Origin of the sequence: Sphingomonas faeni, from assembly GCF_040407495.1 — a bacterium.
GTDB lineage: Bacteria > Pseudomonadota > Alphaproteobacteria > Sphingomonadales > Sphingomonadaceae > Sphingomonas > Sphingomonas faeni_D.
Window position 1 is genome coordinate 1 of the sequence record NZ_JAPZPP010000009.1, and the last position, 14,796, is coordinate 14,796.

16 protein-coding genes are annotated in these 14,796 nt (G+C 64.5%); 8 read left to right on the top strand and 8 right to left on the bottom strand.

Annotated elements, in window-relative coordinates:
* Positions 1–111 precede the first annotated feature (111 nt).
* Positions 112–1,197, top strand: a complete 1,086-nt coding sequence (locus O6W96_RS19475) for an endonuclease/exonuclease/phosphatase family protein (protein WP_353471080.1) — start codon at positions 112–114, stop codon at positions 1,195–1,197.
* A gap of 737 nt (positions 1,198–1,934) precedes the next feature.
* On the opposite strand, the gene O6W96_RS19480 is transcribed toward O6W96_RS19475, so the two are convergent.
* The 5 genes from O6W96_RS19480 to O6W96_RS19500 all read right to left on the bottom strand — a co-directional run bounded on the left by O6W96_RS19480 (position 1,935) and on the right by O6W96_RS19500 (position 7,189).
* A complete protein-coding gene (locus O6W96_RS19480; RefSeq protein WP_353471082.1) occupies positions 1,935–2,192 on the bottom strand; it encodes a DUF6894 family protein in 258 nt (85 codons plus the stop codon).
* 412 nt (positions 2,193–2,604) lie between these two features.
* Entirely contained in the window at positions 2,605–2,847 is a 243-nt protein-coding gene (locus O6W96_RS19485) for a DUF6894 family protein (protein WP_353471083.1), read from the bottom strand.
* A gap of 447 nt (positions 2,848–3,294) precedes the next feature.
* Positions 3,295–5,673 carry a TonB-dependent receptor gene (locus O6W96_RS19490; protein ID WP_353471084.1) on the bottom strand — a complete coding sequence of 793 codons (2,379 nt, stop codon included), beginning with the start codon at positions 5,671–5,673 and terminating at the stop codon, positions 3,295–3,297.
* A complete protein-coding gene (locus O6W96_RS19495; RefSeq protein ID WP_353471085.1) occupies positions 5,576–6,553 on the bottom strand; it encodes a FecR family protein in 978 nt (325 codons plus the stop codon). The genes O6W96_RS19490 and O6W96_RS19495 overlap by 98 nt, the downstream gene beginning before the upstream one ends.
* 69 nt (positions 6,554–6,622) lie before the next feature.
* Positions 6,623–7,189: an RNA polymerase sigma factor gene (locus O6W96_RS19500; protein ID WP_353471086.1), complete on the bottom strand. Its 567-nt coding sequence runs from the start codon at positions 7,187–7,189 to the stop codon at positions 6,623–6,625.
* Here O6W96_RS19500 and O6W96_RS19505 point away from each other — a divergent pair.
* The gene (locus tag O6W96_RS19505; RefSeq protein ID WP_353471087.1) at positions 7,183–7,443 is read left to right on the top strand and encodes a hypothetical protein; all 261 of its coding nucleotides are present in this window, start codon (positions 7,183–7,185) and stop codon (positions 7,441–7,443) included. The two genes, O6W96_RS19500 and O6W96_RS19505, sit on opposite strands and share 7 nt — an antisense overlap.
* Positions 7,444–7,494: 51 nt before the next feature.
* Here O6W96_RS19505 and O6W96_RS19510 read toward each other — a convergent pair whose 3' ends face one another.
* From O6W96_RS19510 to O6W96_RS19520, 3 genes are read right to left on the bottom strand one after another with little or no spacing between them, the layout of a single operon-like run.
* Positions 7,495–7,995 carry a hypothetical protein gene (locus O6W96_RS19510; RefSeq protein ID WP_353471088.1) on the bottom strand — a complete coding sequence of 167 codons (501 nt, stop codon included), beginning with the start codon at positions 7,993–7,995 and terminating at the stop codon, positions 7,495–7,497.
* Positions 7,996–8,035: 40 nt separating this feature from the next.
* The gene (locus tag O6W96_RS19515; protein ID WP_353471089.1) at positions 8,036–8,728 is read right to left on the bottom strand and encodes a VIT1/CCC1 transporter family protein; all 693 of its coding nucleotides are present in this window, start codon (positions 8,726–8,728) and stop codon (positions 8,036–8,038) included.
* Positions 8,725–9,327, bottom strand: a complete 603-nt coding sequence (locus O6W96_RS19520) for a DUF3833 family protein (RefSeq protein WP_353471090.1) — start codon at positions 9,325–9,327, stop codon at positions 8,725–8,727. Before O6W96_RS19520 ends, O6W96_RS19515 begins: the two co-directional genes overlap by 4 nt.
* 245 nt (positions 9,328–9,572) lie before the next feature.
* Here O6W96_RS19520 and O6W96_RS19525 point away from each other — a divergent pair, with 245 nt between their 5' ends.
* From O6W96_RS19525 to O6W96_RS19550, 6 genes are read left to right on the top strand one after another with little or no spacing between them, the layout of a single operon-like run.
* Positions 9,573–10,103, top strand: a complete 531-nt coding sequence (locus O6W96_RS19525) for a thermostable hemolysin (protein WP_353471091.1) — start codon at positions 9,573–9,575, stop codon at positions 10,101–10,103.
* On the top strand, positions 10,100–12,205 hold the full coding sequence (locus O6W96_RS19530; RefSeq protein WP_353471092.1) for an AMP-binding protein: 2,106 nt from the start codon (positions 10,100–10,102) through the stop codon (positions 12,203–12,205). Before O6W96_RS19525 ends, O6W96_RS19530 begins: the two co-directional genes overlap by 4 nt.
* A complete protein-coding gene (locus tag O6W96_RS19535) occupies positions 12,192–12,971 on the top strand; it encodes an SDR family NAD(P)-dependent oxidoreductase (RefSeq protein WP_353471093.1) in 780 nt (259 codons plus the stop codon). The genes O6W96_RS19530 and O6W96_RS19535 overlap by 14 nt, the downstream gene beginning before the upstream one ends.
* Positions 12,968–13,633 carry a tetratricopeptide repeat protein gene (locus O6W96_RS19540; protein ID WP_353471094.1) on the top strand — a complete coding sequence of 222 codons (666 nt, stop codon included), beginning with the start codon at positions 12,968–12,970 and terminating at the stop codon, positions 13,631–13,633. Before O6W96_RS19535 ends, O6W96_RS19540 begins: the two co-directional genes overlap by 4 nt.
* Positions 13,630–14,256 carry a class I SAM-dependent methyltransferase gene (locus tag O6W96_RS19545; RefSeq protein WP_353471095.1) on the top strand — a complete coding sequence of 209 codons (627 nt, stop codon included), beginning with the start codon at positions 13,630–13,632 and terminating at the stop codon, positions 14,254–14,256. Before O6W96_RS19540 ends, O6W96_RS19545 begins: the two co-directional genes overlap by 4 nt.
* Entirely contained in the window at positions 14,253–14,792 is a 540-nt protein-coding gene (locus O6W96_RS19550) for a phosphatase PAP2 family protein (RefSeq protein WP_353471096.1), read from the top strand. Before O6W96_RS19545 ends, O6W96_RS19550 begins: the two co-directional genes overlap by 4 nt.
* The last annotated feature ends 4 nt before the right edge of the window (positions 14,793–14,796 follow it).

A 14,796-nucleotide genomic window follows, 5' to 3' on the forward strand; every position in this document is an offset into this window, starting at 1 on the left:
CTCGCAGCGGCATGATCAACCAGCGGTGATCCACTTATCCAGGCCGCGAGCCTGTTCAGACAACCGGGACCACCTCATTCTAGCTGTCAGGATCTCACAAGCAGCCACCTTATGCCCTTTCGCAAGCTCTACAATTTCAGCCGGTTTACCCGACTGGCGGCCAAGCGTTTTTCAGCGCTTGCTCTTCTGATCGGCGCATCGGGCTGTACCTCGTTACCCACTCCACTGATGAACCAGGGGCCGGCGACGAAGGGCCCTCGTGTGTCAGTCTCAGCTGATGGTTCTCGTGCCAGCACCACGTTCGACGTTCTGACATTCAATATCGAAGGATTAGGTTGGCCTGCTCGTGGAAAGCGAAGAGGCTCGTTGGCGCAGATCAACGCGCAGCTGAAGGGCATGTTGGCGCGGGGCACGGCACCCGACGTAGTCATGGTGCAGGAAATGTTCAGTCAGACGGCCGTCAAGGCCGTGAAAGGTGTCGGATATCCAAATATGGTCTCTGGCCCTTCTCGTACCCAAGGGAAGACTTTGCCGGGAGCCGACCGGATGCCCGGCCCCTACAAGTGGAAAAAAGGCGAGCTTGGAATTCACCTGGTTGGGTCCGGCCTTTCCATTCTCAGCCGCTATCCCATTACCGAAAGCCGATCCGAACCGTTCGGTAAGCGACGGTGCGCGGGTTTGGACTGTCTTGGCAACAAAGGCGTGCTTTACGCTCGCATGGCTATCCCCGGCGTGCCGGGTACGATCAATCTGTTCAACACGCATCTCAATTCGCAAGCGTCCTCAAGGGTATCGCCGCGTCGCCATGCGCGGGCGCACCGCCTTCAGGTCGAGGAATTAGGTGCCTTTATCGCGATGGTAGGTGACCACGATATACCAACGATCGTAGGCGGCGACTTCAACATGAAGGGCTCGACAATACGGTTTGAGCGCTTTCGCAACGTGACGGAGCCGTTTTCGATCGTCCAGGAATACTGCACCGAGAATCCGCTTCCATGCGATGTACGAATTTCATGGGACGGCGATGAGCCTTGGATGGATACACAGGATCTCCAACTTTACGAGACTGGCTCTCAAGTGGATGTGAAACCGGTGCGCGTCGAAGCAATGTTCGATGGATCTGCCGACAGCCCCAGCCTGTCAGACCATGACGGTTTCAGAGTTACCTACGAGGTTAGTTGGTCGATACGCAGGTAATAATACGTCGATGACCGCCACGTGGTAAAATCTGCTACGCCACCCGCCTGAGGCGCCGCGCCCGCCTAGCTCGGTTTCAAATCACGCGCCTGTCCGCGGCCGATCCCGGCTTTTTCAGCACAATCCGTCCCAACCCGTACATTCCCAAAATTCGATCCCTTTTGAGAATCGGCTGATGGCAGCGGTGTGCAGAAAACGGCCGTTTTCCGAACCATTGGCATACGACCGGCCCGAGCCGGCCCTTGCCGCGGGCCAATGTTCATCAACCGGTTCGGAAAACAATGTGCAGGAAAGGCCACGTACGTCAGCTATCCGCACAGAGGTGCCCGATAGCTGCCCGTCGGCAATGACCCATCGCCAGTCGGCCTGATGCTGGTGCCAAGTGACCTCAGGAATGGCGGCGTTCAAGACCAGTTACCAGTCGCGCTCTATCGCAAATATGGGCGAGCGCCGATCATCCTGTTGGCCTCGTCGAATGACGGGTTCCGTCCGGAGCCGCCGTTCGTAACTCGCTTTACGAACGGCTTGAGTTGGTCGCCAGCTGCCGCGCCTCCGTGACCCAATTCCAGCCGTTCGCAACGCGTTTTCGGCTTCTCAACTTCGGACGCCAGTTCATTTTTGGCGATAGACCAATTTTGAAGCCCGGCTATCCGTCGCGAATGTCGTGATGGGGGCAGGAAAGCGGGCGGGCGGCTTTCAACGACCCGCCGAGATAAACGCCCATGGCCGTACGCTTTTCAGCTCAATTTCTTGAGGTTCAAAGTAGCAGGTGCTGCCGTAGCGCAGATCATAATCGTAAACATGGTCAGACGGTTTGCGTCGGTAACCGTCATCACCCACTCCTCCCCCTCCCAAAACATCTCTCCCTGATCGCATAGTAACAGCGCCGCATATTTTAATGCGAAGCAGCGAGCAGCTGCGAGGGACGGCAGATTCTCGCCGACGCATGGAATGTTCGGTTTGGCATCGACTATCTCAAAATAAAATACTGACATTAGCTCTCCCGATATAACGCGAGAGCACGATGTCTCTCAGTCGCCGAGAACCAACGATCAATATGTAGCGAATACCGTGCATCTTCGGTTCCACTGGCCCCCTAATTGTGACTGACAGAGGGGTACGTTGGGAATGAACACGAAAGTGGAATGGCGGAGATGGGCAATCACGCTGCATAATACCGATTGCTGCCACCGCTAAACCAACATATCTTAACATAAGCTATATAGCAGGTGTGCGCATTTTGTTATTTGCGCGAAATGAAACCAAGTAAGGTGCAGAGCCACTTCGAACGTGTCCTAGGCCGGCCGTTAACGCCGGGTGAAGTCGAAGCGATGAACCACGCCAGGGCTTCGACTGAGGGGAAGCGTGACGCAGTCAAAGCTATGCGCTCAGCGATAAATCGCGCAATTAGCCACCAGATACATGGATCAAGTCCTTAAATCTCGCACGATCGAGGACGATCCGGTTCTCGTCCAATATCTCGATCAATGTCGATAGGCACAACTTTCCGTTCACGATGTCGGCCGCCATCATTTCGCGAGCGCCCGCTACCGCCATTTGCCGAGCGGCCTCCAGTCCGGAGGCCAGAAACCCGTCATCGTCTGTGATCCGGAGGCCGTGTTCGGTCAGGTTAACGAAATATCGCTGCATCGCTCAGGTATGCCGAAACGCCAACGCGCGGTCATTTACCCGTGATACTCCAACGCGTAGCAACCCTTGTAAGGTCGAATGCAGGCAATATTGGTTAGGCAAAAAACCTGGAACATTGCGAAACCAGTGTGCTACGGGTTAGCACGCCAGCGCGTTGCATCGCGCCAAGAGCAGTGCATGCGCTGTGATCTGTTTTGATTAATCTTTCCCGAATTGGCTTTTTTCGTCGAGAGCGCAAAAATGTCGGGTTTAACAAACGGCCGCTCTGGAGAGCCTGGATCGCCGGCCTGAATGCCTTGGCGTGGGCGAACGCACCCTGCCGCCCAGCCTTCGGCCAGACCCACAACCGGTCATTTTCGGCCTGCCTGCGACTGCTCTACTCCGGCCGTTCGTTCATATACGCAGAGAAGCGGTTCCAGATGCCCCCCTGTGAGCAGCTACGTCATTTCAAAGCCCAATCGCTAACCGCAGCGTGATCGTCCGTGGGCGTACGGGCACGGTCTGCATCGTGCTGCCGAGAGTAAACGGATTGCCGAAGCCGAAGGTGTTGCCACGGCTGTCGAGCAGATTGGTGACGTCGACCGACCAGCGCCGTGCGCCCATATCGATCGAGCTACCGGCATCGATCGTCGCATAATGGCCTGCCGGACGGTCGAGCAGCGGATCGAAGCTTAGCCGGGTGCGACCGATATAACGAGCGGCCGCATAGACTTGGGCAGGCAGACCGCGCAGGTCGAAGTTTCGCGAGGCGGCGAGCCTCGCAGATATATCAGGTACTACGGGCAGCCGGCGATCTTCGTCATCGACCGTTCTAATCGGAGAGGTTGAGGTCAAGCGCGCACGCTGCAGCGTCGTGCTAAAGTCGATTGCGACCGGCGCTAAGTCCAGCCGGCCCCCTAGTTCGAGCCCGTAATTGTTCGCGTTACCCGCATCGACCGTCCCGAGCAGGCCGTCCGCGCCAACGGTATCGCTGCGCAAATGCTCCCAGACCGAGCCGAAGACTGCTCCGTGTAGCGCTAGAACATCCCCGCCCACGCGAATCCGCCACCCCAGTTCGAGGCTCTGTAACTCGTCGCCGGGGATGCGGCGATCGGCGATCGGCGCGGTGCGACTGACACCGGCTGGGCGAACAGCACTCGCATAGCGCAGCCAGACGAGACCGAGATCGTCGCGATGCCAGCTGAGTGTCGCGCTGGGGGTGATGCCGACCCGCGCCGCGCGTTCGCGGTCGGGATCGACCTGTTCGAGATGGCTGATGGTGGAAAACGCGCGCAGGCCGAGCTTGAAATCGAGCGTCTGCGTCAATTGCTGCGTGCCCTCCGCGAACAGGGCGGCGTCGATCACATCCTCTTCGTCGCGCCGGGCCGTCACTGCTGGAAAGCCGCCGGTGGCCATGAACCGGCCGTCGAGCCGGCTGGTCGAATGCAGGATCGTCGCGCCGACGATCCACGGGTGGCGCGCGGTCGGGTCGCTGACGCGGACTTCCTGCGACAGGAGTTGCGCCGAGCGATCCTCGATATAGGCGAGCGGCGCGGTCAGGCCAAGCGAGGGCGCCAGGACGCTGGCATCATAGGTGCTGCCGAATTCCTGGTCGACGAATGCGGTCGTCGCCTGCACGTCGAGCTTGCCGATCGGCCCCTGGAGCGTGAGAGTGGCTGCGGTGAAGTCATTGTCCTGCGGCTCGGCCATGCGGGTCGCACGCGACAGGCCATCGGTCGCATATTGGCTGTCGCGCGCATCGATCCGCTGCGCAACGCCGCCAAGCGTCGCGTGCCAATCGCCGAACGCCCAGCGCAACGCGGCGCGGCCGCCGATCCGGCGTGTCCGATTGACATCGCGGCGGTTGCGCCCGGTGTCGTCGATCCAGCCGGGCATCGTCTCGTTCCAGCCCGAGGCGCGCAGGGCCAGCGTGCCGGGCAGAATCGGCACGTTGACGATGCCCTCGACCGCACCGCCGAGCGCGCCGTTGGCGACGGCGGTTCCCTCGATCGCAGCGCTACCGGTGAAGCGCTCCAGATCGGGCGCGACCGTGACGATGCGGACGACGCCGCCCAGCGCACCGGTGCCGTAGAGCGTTCCCTGCGGGCCACGCAGCACCTCGACACGGTCGACATCGACGAGCCGCAGATCGGGATCGGGCGCGGCATAGCCGATCCGCACGTCGTCGAGATACAGGCTGACCAGCGACTGGCTTGTGCCGTTGAATGCGCTGTCGGCGACGCCGCGCAGGAAGATACGGTCGCGACCGGGGCCTAGATTGGTCGAGAACGCGCTGTCGGTGCTTGCCATCACGTCGACCAGCCCACGCCGCCCGGCCAGACGGTCGAGCACCTGCCCGCCCGCAATGCTGATTGAGGCGGGTAGATCGGAGAGGCGTTCATCGCGCTTGCTGGCGGTGACGATGATGTCGCCGCTGGCGAGGTCGGGCGGCGGCGCGCGGCGCCGGGGCGGACGCGAGGGACTCCGCGGAGCCGCCTCTATCCGCCATGTGGTCGCGTCGACCCTGACGGCACGCAGCCCGCTACGGGCGAGCATCTGCCGCAATGCATCGCCGACATCACGCGCGCGATCGATGCGCCGGACACGCAGGTCGGGAAGCGATCCCGCCATGCCGATCGAAATGCCGCTCTGTCGCGCGAGCGCGTCGAGCGCCGATCGCAGCGTACCGGCCGCGATCGTCAGCCCCGGACGGGCCTGCTCATTGTGGGCCTGCTTAGCGTGAGGCGCCTCAGCGTAAAGCGGCGGCGTCCAGATACACCACGCCGCCGACGCGACGAGCGCGTATCGGCAGGACTGCGCGAAGCTGATCGACGAGCCGCGATCCATCACCAATCGTCAATACCCCGGAGAAACGCAGGTTCGCCGCGGACGGATCGACCATCAGCGGGGCGTCGGCATACCGCGATATGTCGGCGGCAACCAGCGCCAGCGGTGCGCCATCGTAATCGAGTCGTCCATCGGCCCAGTCCGAGACGCGTGCAGGTTCGACGGTGCGGCGCTCGGCTATTTGCTTCGACGGCGTGATATTCAGGCTTTGTCCGGCGTGCAGCATCGTCGTGTCCACCGATGACCCGCCGATCGGCGTGACGTCCACCGCACCCTCCGCGACCGTGACCGCGACGCGCCCGCGCGCGTTAACGACGTCGAACCGCGTGCCGATATCGCGTATTTCATAGCCGCCGGCGCGCACCATCAGCAGGCGCGAGGGGTCATGGCGCACCGCGAAACTCGCCGCACCGTCCGCAATCTCGATCACCGGGCTCGTCCCGCCGCTGACCGACACGCGAGACCCGCGGTCGACCTGCATGCGGCTGCCATCGGCGAGCGTGACCGCGCGCGTCTCGCCCCGACCGGTCGTGTAGAGCTGTGCCGCCGTATCGGCCGACGGGACGGCGAGCAGGACCGCGAGCCCTGCTGCAAGCGCGCCGCCAGTGCCGAGCGCAGCCCAACGCCAGCGCGACGGGCGTGCCGGGCGTGCCGGCGCCAACGTCTCGGCGACCATGTCGTCGTTCGCGGGCATCGCGGCTGCAATCGCGGGCGCGGCCTTGCCGATCTCGGCGTCGAGCAGCGCGATGCTGTCATAGGCGCGGCGATGGGACGGGTCGGCATCGAGCCAGGCGCCGAACGCCTCCCAATCCATCTCCGGCGAATCGAGCCGCGCGTGCCAGGAGGCCGCATCGTCGATCGCCGTGCGTATGTCCGTCATGCCGCCCTCCTTTCCCCGCCCGAATGATAGACGCCGCTGCGCATCGCGCACCGCAGTTGCTTGCCTCGATTAATCATCGAGCGCCTTTCTGAGGTGCCGGAGCGCGACCGCGACATGTTTTTCGACGGCGCTGCGGGATATGCCCAGTTCGGCGGCGATCTCCTCATGCGAGGCGCCATCGATGCGGTGCCGTCGGAAAACACGCATCGCGCCTTCGGGGGGCCCCGACAGAGCAGCGACGAGCCGGTCGAGCCGCTCGCGCCCCATCGCCGCGTCGAAGGCGGAGGGCGCATCGTCGATTGCCTCCGCGGCCATGACCGATGTCGTCACCTCGACATAGCCCGCGTCGCGCCGCTGCCGCCGCCCCCCGGCCCGTACCCGGTCAAGCACGATGTTCATGCCGACACGGTGCAGATAGGCGAGCGGGTTCGCGATCGGGCCCGTCATGGGCGCGGCGATGTGCAGCCATATTTCCTGCACTACGTCTTCGGCCTCCGCCACGCTTCCCGTTCGCCCGGTGAAGAACCGGACAAGTTGCGGGCGGTGGGCCGTAAGCACCGCGGACAGGCCGGCGGGCGGGATCGGATCGGCGTCGGCTACGACATGGCTCCGCGGTTCAGGGGCCGAGCTTGGCATTCACCTTGGCGAGCATTGCTGCACGTCACCCTAGCGCCCGGCATCGGCAATCTCGTGGCATACTGCCCTTGTCCGAACAGGAAGTCGCGTCCGAAATATTTGGAAACGATGTCACGCCGCCCGCCGATCGGACGGACCGGCGAGTCATTGCGCTGCCGGACGACGCGCGGCTGCCTGGTGAACCCGCGGATATCGTGGTGTCCACCGCGCGCGCAAAGGACTGGCTGATGCAGCGCGACGATCGCAGTGATTGACCCGAACCGCACCTAATGCTGGCAAGCCGCTGACGGCCGATCGCCAGCGTTTCAGGCCAGCAGGAGCAGAAGCGGCAACACTGCTCCCGCCACGAGAACGATCACCGACGTCCGGCGCATCGTCCGATTGGTGAGCGCGATGACGATGCCGAGGATCGCCGACGCCAGCAGCCCGATCGACATCAGCACGACGAAGATCTTCAGGGGCAGCGGCGAGATGCGTGCGAACGGTCGATCCTCCCCGCGGCTTGCGGGGCCGGACGGCGATCCCGACGACATCTTGGTGGAAGGTCCCGACGCCGCCCCGGCGAGCGGTGCCAGCGGCGTTAGCGTGCGAGGCCCGCCGCGTTTCTCGCGCGGCAGCGACTGGTCCTTGTGCACGCTGGCCATCCAGACGATCCAGCCGGGCGGCGTGCCGCCATAGCCCTTCGCCTCCTGCAGCCGGAATGTCTGGAATGCACCGCTCAGCGCGAACAATAAGATCGCGGGCGCGAAGAACATGCCCAAATAGAAATGATACTGGCGGATACGGCGCATCGTCGGGGCTTTCATCGCGGACTCCGGTGGCTGGCCTCGGCATAGGGCATGACGCTCATACCGCAGTGCCGACGAGATGCCCGATCCCGGCGGTCGCCGCCATCGCTGCCGCACCCCAGAGCAGTACGCGGACCGCAGGGCGCAGCGGCCGGGCGCCCCCTGCCCTCGCGCCTACCACGCCGAGGATCGCGAGACAGACCAGCGTCGCGCCGATCACCACGACCAGCCGGTGCGGCGCCGGGGCGAGGGCCGCGACCGCGAGCGGCACGACCGCGCCGGTGACGAAGCTGATCGCCGAGGCGAACGCCGCCTGGACCGGGCGCGCCATAACGATTCCGGAGATGCCGAGCTCGTCCCGCGCATGGGCGCCGATCGCGTCATGCGCCATCAACTGCTCCGCGACCTGATGCGCGAGCGTCGGATCAAGTCCGCGCCCTACATAGATCTGCGCCAGTTCGTCATGCTCGTGCGCCCAGTCGCTGGCGAGTTCGGCATGTTCGCGCGCAAGGTCGGCAGCTTCGCTATCCGCCTGCGAACTGACCGAGACATATTCGCCCGCCGCCATCGACATCGCGCCCGCAACCATCGCTGCCGACCCCGCGACAAGCACCGCGCCGGTGGTCGCACCCGACGCGGCGACGCCCGCGATCAGGCTTGCGGTCGAGACGATCCCGTCGTTCGCGCCGAGCACCGCCGCGCGCAACCAGCCGGTCCGCGAGACGAGATGGCGTTCGCTATGGACGCTCATGGCAACTTCCTAATGGTTTCCTCTAGCGTCGCGACGGTAACGCCCAGCTTGCGGACGATGAGATGGTTCTGCGCCACCTGCCCATCGGACGACAGTCTCAGCCACTGATCGACGTGCATGCCGCCCTTCATCGGAAACCCGAGGTGCAGCCGATTGCCCTCGACCTCCCCAGTTACCGGGCCGGAGGCGTCGGTCAGCGTGCCCGTATAACGCCCGTTGCCGAGCGGCCGGATCCGCCACTGCCGATCGCGTGCGGACTTACCCTGCTGTTCGATGTGCTGGTCGAGCAGCAGGATCCCGTCGGCGCCGACACGACCGATGCTGATCACGTGCGTCGTGACCGGCGCGTGCAGCACGATCTTGAGAGTGCCGACGCCATCGAGGCGGCCTGCAAAGAAACGCTCTGCGACGAAGCGCGGCGCGGCACCGGAGGTGTTGGCTACGGATGGAGCGCCCGCACAGGCCGAGACGAGCACGGCGAACGCTATCGCGACGGCTGGCCTTGAGGTCAAGAACGGCATCATCGCAGGGGCTTTCGGCAGGAGCGCGGTGTGGTCGAACGGCACGATTGCAACGTCCGATACTATACTCAGGGCCAATATCTAAGCTATCGAAGACCCTTGCGCCACCACCCGTTCCCTAAACTCAAGTTCATAGGACCGATCTACGCGCGGAAAGTTGATAATGATTATCATTTATTCCTTCGGCTTCTTTGAAAGGACGACGAAATCGTCGACTTTCCGCGTTCGCCGACGTCAAATCGGCGTTAACTGATGTTTTTTGTCAGCGTGGACTGAGGACGTGACGTGCGGGCGGCGTCCCATCTGCATCTGGGAGGATGCATATGCACGACGCCGCGCTGATCGCGCTGATCCACGACCGTTACGCCGCCGTACACGGGGCCATCCCTGCGAGCGATTATCCGACCTACCTGACTGTCGGTGCGCCTGATTTGCCGCAGGCGACCCTCGGCTATCGACTGGCCGAAGCCGGCACCCTGTTTCTTGAGGGGTATCTCGACCGCCCAATCGAGGTGCTGTTGACCGAACGGTTCGAGCGTCCGGTACCCCGCGCCCGGGTCGTCGAGCTCGGCGACCATGCCTCGCAGCGTTCCGGCGCGACGATGACCCTGTGGCACGAGGCGGCAGCGGCACTCGCCGGTCAGGCGGATGTCGCGGTCGCCGTACTGACCCAGCCGTTGCGGTCAATGTTCGCGCGCCTGGGTCTCGAGTTAATCGAACTCGCCCCTGCACGGATCGAGGCACTCGGCGCGGCAGGCGAGACCTGGGGGCGTTATTACCAAACCGATCCGGTCGTGTGTGCGGGCGACATCGCCGCGTGTCGCGCGCGGCTCGACCGGAGTGTGCGCGCATGACGCGGTTGCTCGACGCGATCCTCGGCCATGCCGAACTCCGACCCGATGCCATCGCCATCGACGGCGCGACGCCGATACCCTGGGCGACGCTCGCACGCATCCTCCCTCTGATGACCAAGGACCTCGCAACTCGGTTCGGCGATGGCCGTCCGGTCGCGATACAGATCGGTCACGGTGTCGGCGAATGCGTCCTAGATCTTGCTCTCCTCGAAGCGGGCATCGCGACGATCCCGCTTCCGCCGTTCTTCACACGCGCCCAGACCGATCACGCGCTCGACGCAGCGGGTGCGGAGATGCTGCTTTCGGGGCCGGTGATGCTAACGCTCGGCGCGGAACCACGCCTCGAAATTCGCGAGACCTTCAGTAACCGGGCCTCTCGCATCCTGCCCGAGGGTACCGGCCGCATTACCTTCACATCCGGATCGACTGGTGATCCGAAGGGCATCTGCCTGTCGCGCGACCATCTCTTCGGGGTCGCGCAGGCGGTGGTCGAGACGCTCGGCGTGCATCATGCCGGGCGGCATTTGCCGATCTTGCCGCCGGGCATCCTGCTAGAAACCGTCGCTGGCTTGCATGCGACGATGCTGGCAGGCGGGACCTATGTCGCGCTGCCGCAGTCCGCGGTCGGCATGGCCGATCCGTTCCGCCCGGACGTCATGGCGGTCCTCGGCGCGATCGATCGTGAGGCGATCACGTCGCTGATACTCGTGCCGGAATATCTCGGCGGTCTCGTCGCGGCGATGCGCGCGACCGGTATCCGGCTGCCGCAGCTGACGTTAGTCGCGGTCGGGGGTGCGCGGATCGATCCGCTCCTGCTCGACGCGGCGGCGGACCTCGGACTGCCGGTACGCCAAGGCTATGGCCTCACCGAATGCGCCTCGGTCGTCTCACTGGATGACGGCGATCCGACATCACGCGGCAGCGTCGGCCGGAGCATCGGTGCCAACACCCTGCGCTTGGCCGACGACGGCGAAATCCTGATCGATGGGCCGCTTTTCCTTGGCACAGTCGGCGCACCGCGCGCTCCCGGCCCGCTCGCGACCGGCGATCTGGGACGGATCGACGACGCCGGCCGGCTCTGGATCGAGGGGCGCAAGTCGGCACTCATCGTTACCAGCCACGGCCGCAACATCGCTCCTGAATGGGTCGAGGGAATATTGACGCGCCAACCCGCGATATTCCAGGCGATGGTACGCGGCGACGGGCGCGCGACGATCGACGCGCTGCTCGTCCCGTCATCACCGACCGCGGACGTCGAGGCCGCAGTCGCCGCCGCCAACGAAGCGCTCCCTGCCTACGCGCACATCGCGGACTGGCAGGTCGTCCCGCCATTTACCCCCGCGACGGGACTTCTCACCGGCAACGGCCGCCTCCGCCGCGCCGCGATCGACACCGCCTATCCACCTCAGGAGATTCCCATGGATCACGCGCAGTCAGATCTGCCTTTCTTCAACCGCCTCGTTGCCGACACCCGAGAGGCACAAGCGCGGTTTGCGATGACCCCGCAACTCGTCGCCGGGATGACCGGACGGATCACGCGCGCGGATTACATCGCGTATCTAACGCAAGCGTTCCATCACGTCCGCCACACCGTGCCGCTCATGCAGGAAGCACGGGCCCGGCTTTCGCACCGACCGGTCCTGGTCGCCGCACTCGACGAGTATATCGAGGAAGAGACCGGTCACGAATTCTGGATCCTGGAAGACATCGAAGCGGCTGGGGGCGACAGCATGGCAGCGAGCAAAGCCCCCTCTCCTGCCACGCGCGCCATGGTCGAACATGCGTACGAGATGATCCGCACGGGCAACCCCGCCGCGTTCTTTGGCATGGTCTATGTCCTGGAGGGCACCAGCATCGCAATGGCGAGCCACGGCGCCGGCGCGGTGCAGGCGTCGCTCGGGCTGCCCGACGACGCGTTTCATTACCTGACCTCGCATGGTGCGCTCGACCAGGACCACATGGTGTTCTTCGAAAAGCTAATGAACCGGATCGACGATCCCGAAGACCAGCGCGCCATCATCGACATGGCCAACGCGATGTTCGGGCTGTTCGGCGCGCTTTTCGCCGGGATCGAGCTGGAGGCGACGCGTGTCCCAGCTTGAAGGCCGCCATATCCTGCTAACCGGTGCTGCCGGAGGGCTCGGCGGGCTGCTCGCGGCCCGACTGCGCACACGCGGCGCGTACGTTACGGGAATTGATCGGGTCCCATCGACTGCTTGCGACGACCATCTCGTCGCAGATCTCGCCGATCCCGAGGCGCTGGCCAACCTCACTCGCGCGCTTGCAGAACGGCGCATCGATATTCTCGCCAACGTCGCGGGGCTCCAGTATTTCGGGCCCTTCGAGCGGCAGGGCGCGGCCGGCATCGCGCTCGGCTACGCGGTCAACCTAGTCGCACCCGCGATCCTCGCAGGCGCCGTCGTGCCACAGATGATCGCGCGCGGCGATGGCCAGATCGTCAACATCGGCTCGGTGATGGGCGCGGTCCCCTACCCCTATTTCACCGCCTATTCGAGCGCGAAGGCCGGCTTGAAAGGGCTTAGCCAAGCGTTGCGCCGCGAACTCGGGGGGCGCGGGATCGCGGTCACGCACGTCGCGCCGCGTGCGGTCAGGACCGGCTTCAACACCGTGACGATCGAGCGTTTTATGGCGCTGACCAAGATGACCGCGGATGATCCGGACGCGGTGGCCGACCGCATCTTCCGCGCGATCGAGCGGCGCGAGCGCGACGTGTCGATCGGGCTGCCCGAGCGCGTCTTCACGCAGCTCAACGCGATGCTGCCGGGCGTCGTCGATCGCGGTCTCGCGGGACAGGTACTGACCGCGCGCGGCCTATTTCAGGACAATCCTTCAGGAGCCCTATCATGACCGTCCGTTACGCTCTCGCTTTCGCCGCGCTCACCTTTGCGGGAGCGGGTGCCGCCAACGCCAGCAACAACCCGGCGATGGACGCCGCGGTGCGCCGTATCAACGATCAGTGGGCGCATATCCGCTATCAGGTTGCCGACCGGAACGAGCAATATCGCCAGCTCGATGCGCTCGCCGGCCAAGCCGCGCAGGTGTCCGCACGCTATCCCGGCCGGGCAGAGCCCCTGTTGTGGCAGGGGATCGTCGTCAGCGAAGAGGCTGCGCGCGCCAGCGTCCTTAAACAGCTCGGTCTTGCCCGGTCGGCGCGCGACATCCTCGAAAAGGCGCAAGGGATCGATCCGAACATCGCCGATGGCGGCGTCAAGATGAGCCTGGGCGTCCTTTATTACCGCGTCCCCGGCTTCCCGATCGGCTTCGGCAGCACGGCGAAGGCGCGCGCGCTGCTCGAGGCGGCGCTGAAGCAGGATCCGAACGGTCTCGACAACAATTTCTTCTATGCCGACTTCCTCAACGACGAGGGGCATCCCGCCCAGGCGAAGCAATATGTCCTGCGCGGACTCCAGGCACCGGTGAGCAGCGCACGCCCGGTATGGGACGCGGGGCGCCGTGCGGAAATGCGGGTGCTGCTCGGCAAGATCAACGCAAAGCTCAAGGCGGCGTGAACCCGCTCGCCGCTACCCTCGCGCGGCAGCTTGAGAACCCTAGCGGCGTGGGCGGTCGGCTGGTCGGGCATGCGATGCGCGTCGCCAACCGTCGGCCGACGCGCCTCGCGATCGCAGCGCTCGATGTCCGACGCGGCGATAGCGTTCTCGATTTCGGCTGTGGTACCGGCGACGCAATCCCCGCGCTGACGACGGCAGCGGGAGCAGGACGGGTTTATGGCCTCGATCATTCGCAGGACATGATCGACACCGCCCGCCGGCGTAACCCCGGCGCGGTTTTCTACCATGCGCCGTTCACCGACATCCCGATGCCCGATGAGTGCGTCGACCGCATCCTAGCATCTAACGTCGCCTATTTCTGGCACGACGATCGCCCGGTCCTTGCCGAACTGACGCGCGTGCTGCGTCCCGGCGGACGGCTCGCAGTCTATGCGACAACCGCAGAATCTTTGCGCCGCACCGGGATCGGACGCAGCAGCACGCACCGGCTGCTCACCGTCGCGGACTTGAGGAGCATGCTCGGACCGACCGCCGAGATCACCACGGTTAAGGCGGGGTTTGGCGTGGCGGGCATGATCGGAGCTTTCGATAAATCACCGCAAAAAGGGACCCTGGCGGAATGAAGTTCAAGATTATCGCATTGCTGGTACTCGCGCCGGTGGCGTGGGCCGCCCCCGCCACCGCCGGTCCAAAAGGCTGGGCAGATGCCAGCGATATCGGCCGTGACCTGCTCGTCGGTGCCGCCCTCGGCGTGCCCGCTGTTCAGGGTGACTGGCGCGGCGATCTGGACGCGGGTGCCAGCATGCTCGTCGCTGGCGGCACGACATTCGCGTTAAAGGAACTGATCCATGAGCGCCGCCCGGATCGTAGCGACGACAAGAGCTTCCCCTCCGGCCACACCTCGGTGTCTTTCGCCGCGGCGGCATCGCTCGAGAAACGCTATGGCTGGGAAGCGGGATTGCCCGCGTTGCTGGTTGCCTCGTTTGTTGGCGTCGCACGGGTCCGGGCCGACAAGCATTATGTCCACGACGTCCTTGCCGGCGCGGTGATCGGCAGCGCCGGTGGTTTCCTGCTGACCTCGCGCCACGACGACCGCGTCCGCCTGACGCCGTGGGCGGGCTCGGGCGGCGGCGGGATCGACGTCGCCATGCGGTTCTGAGCCA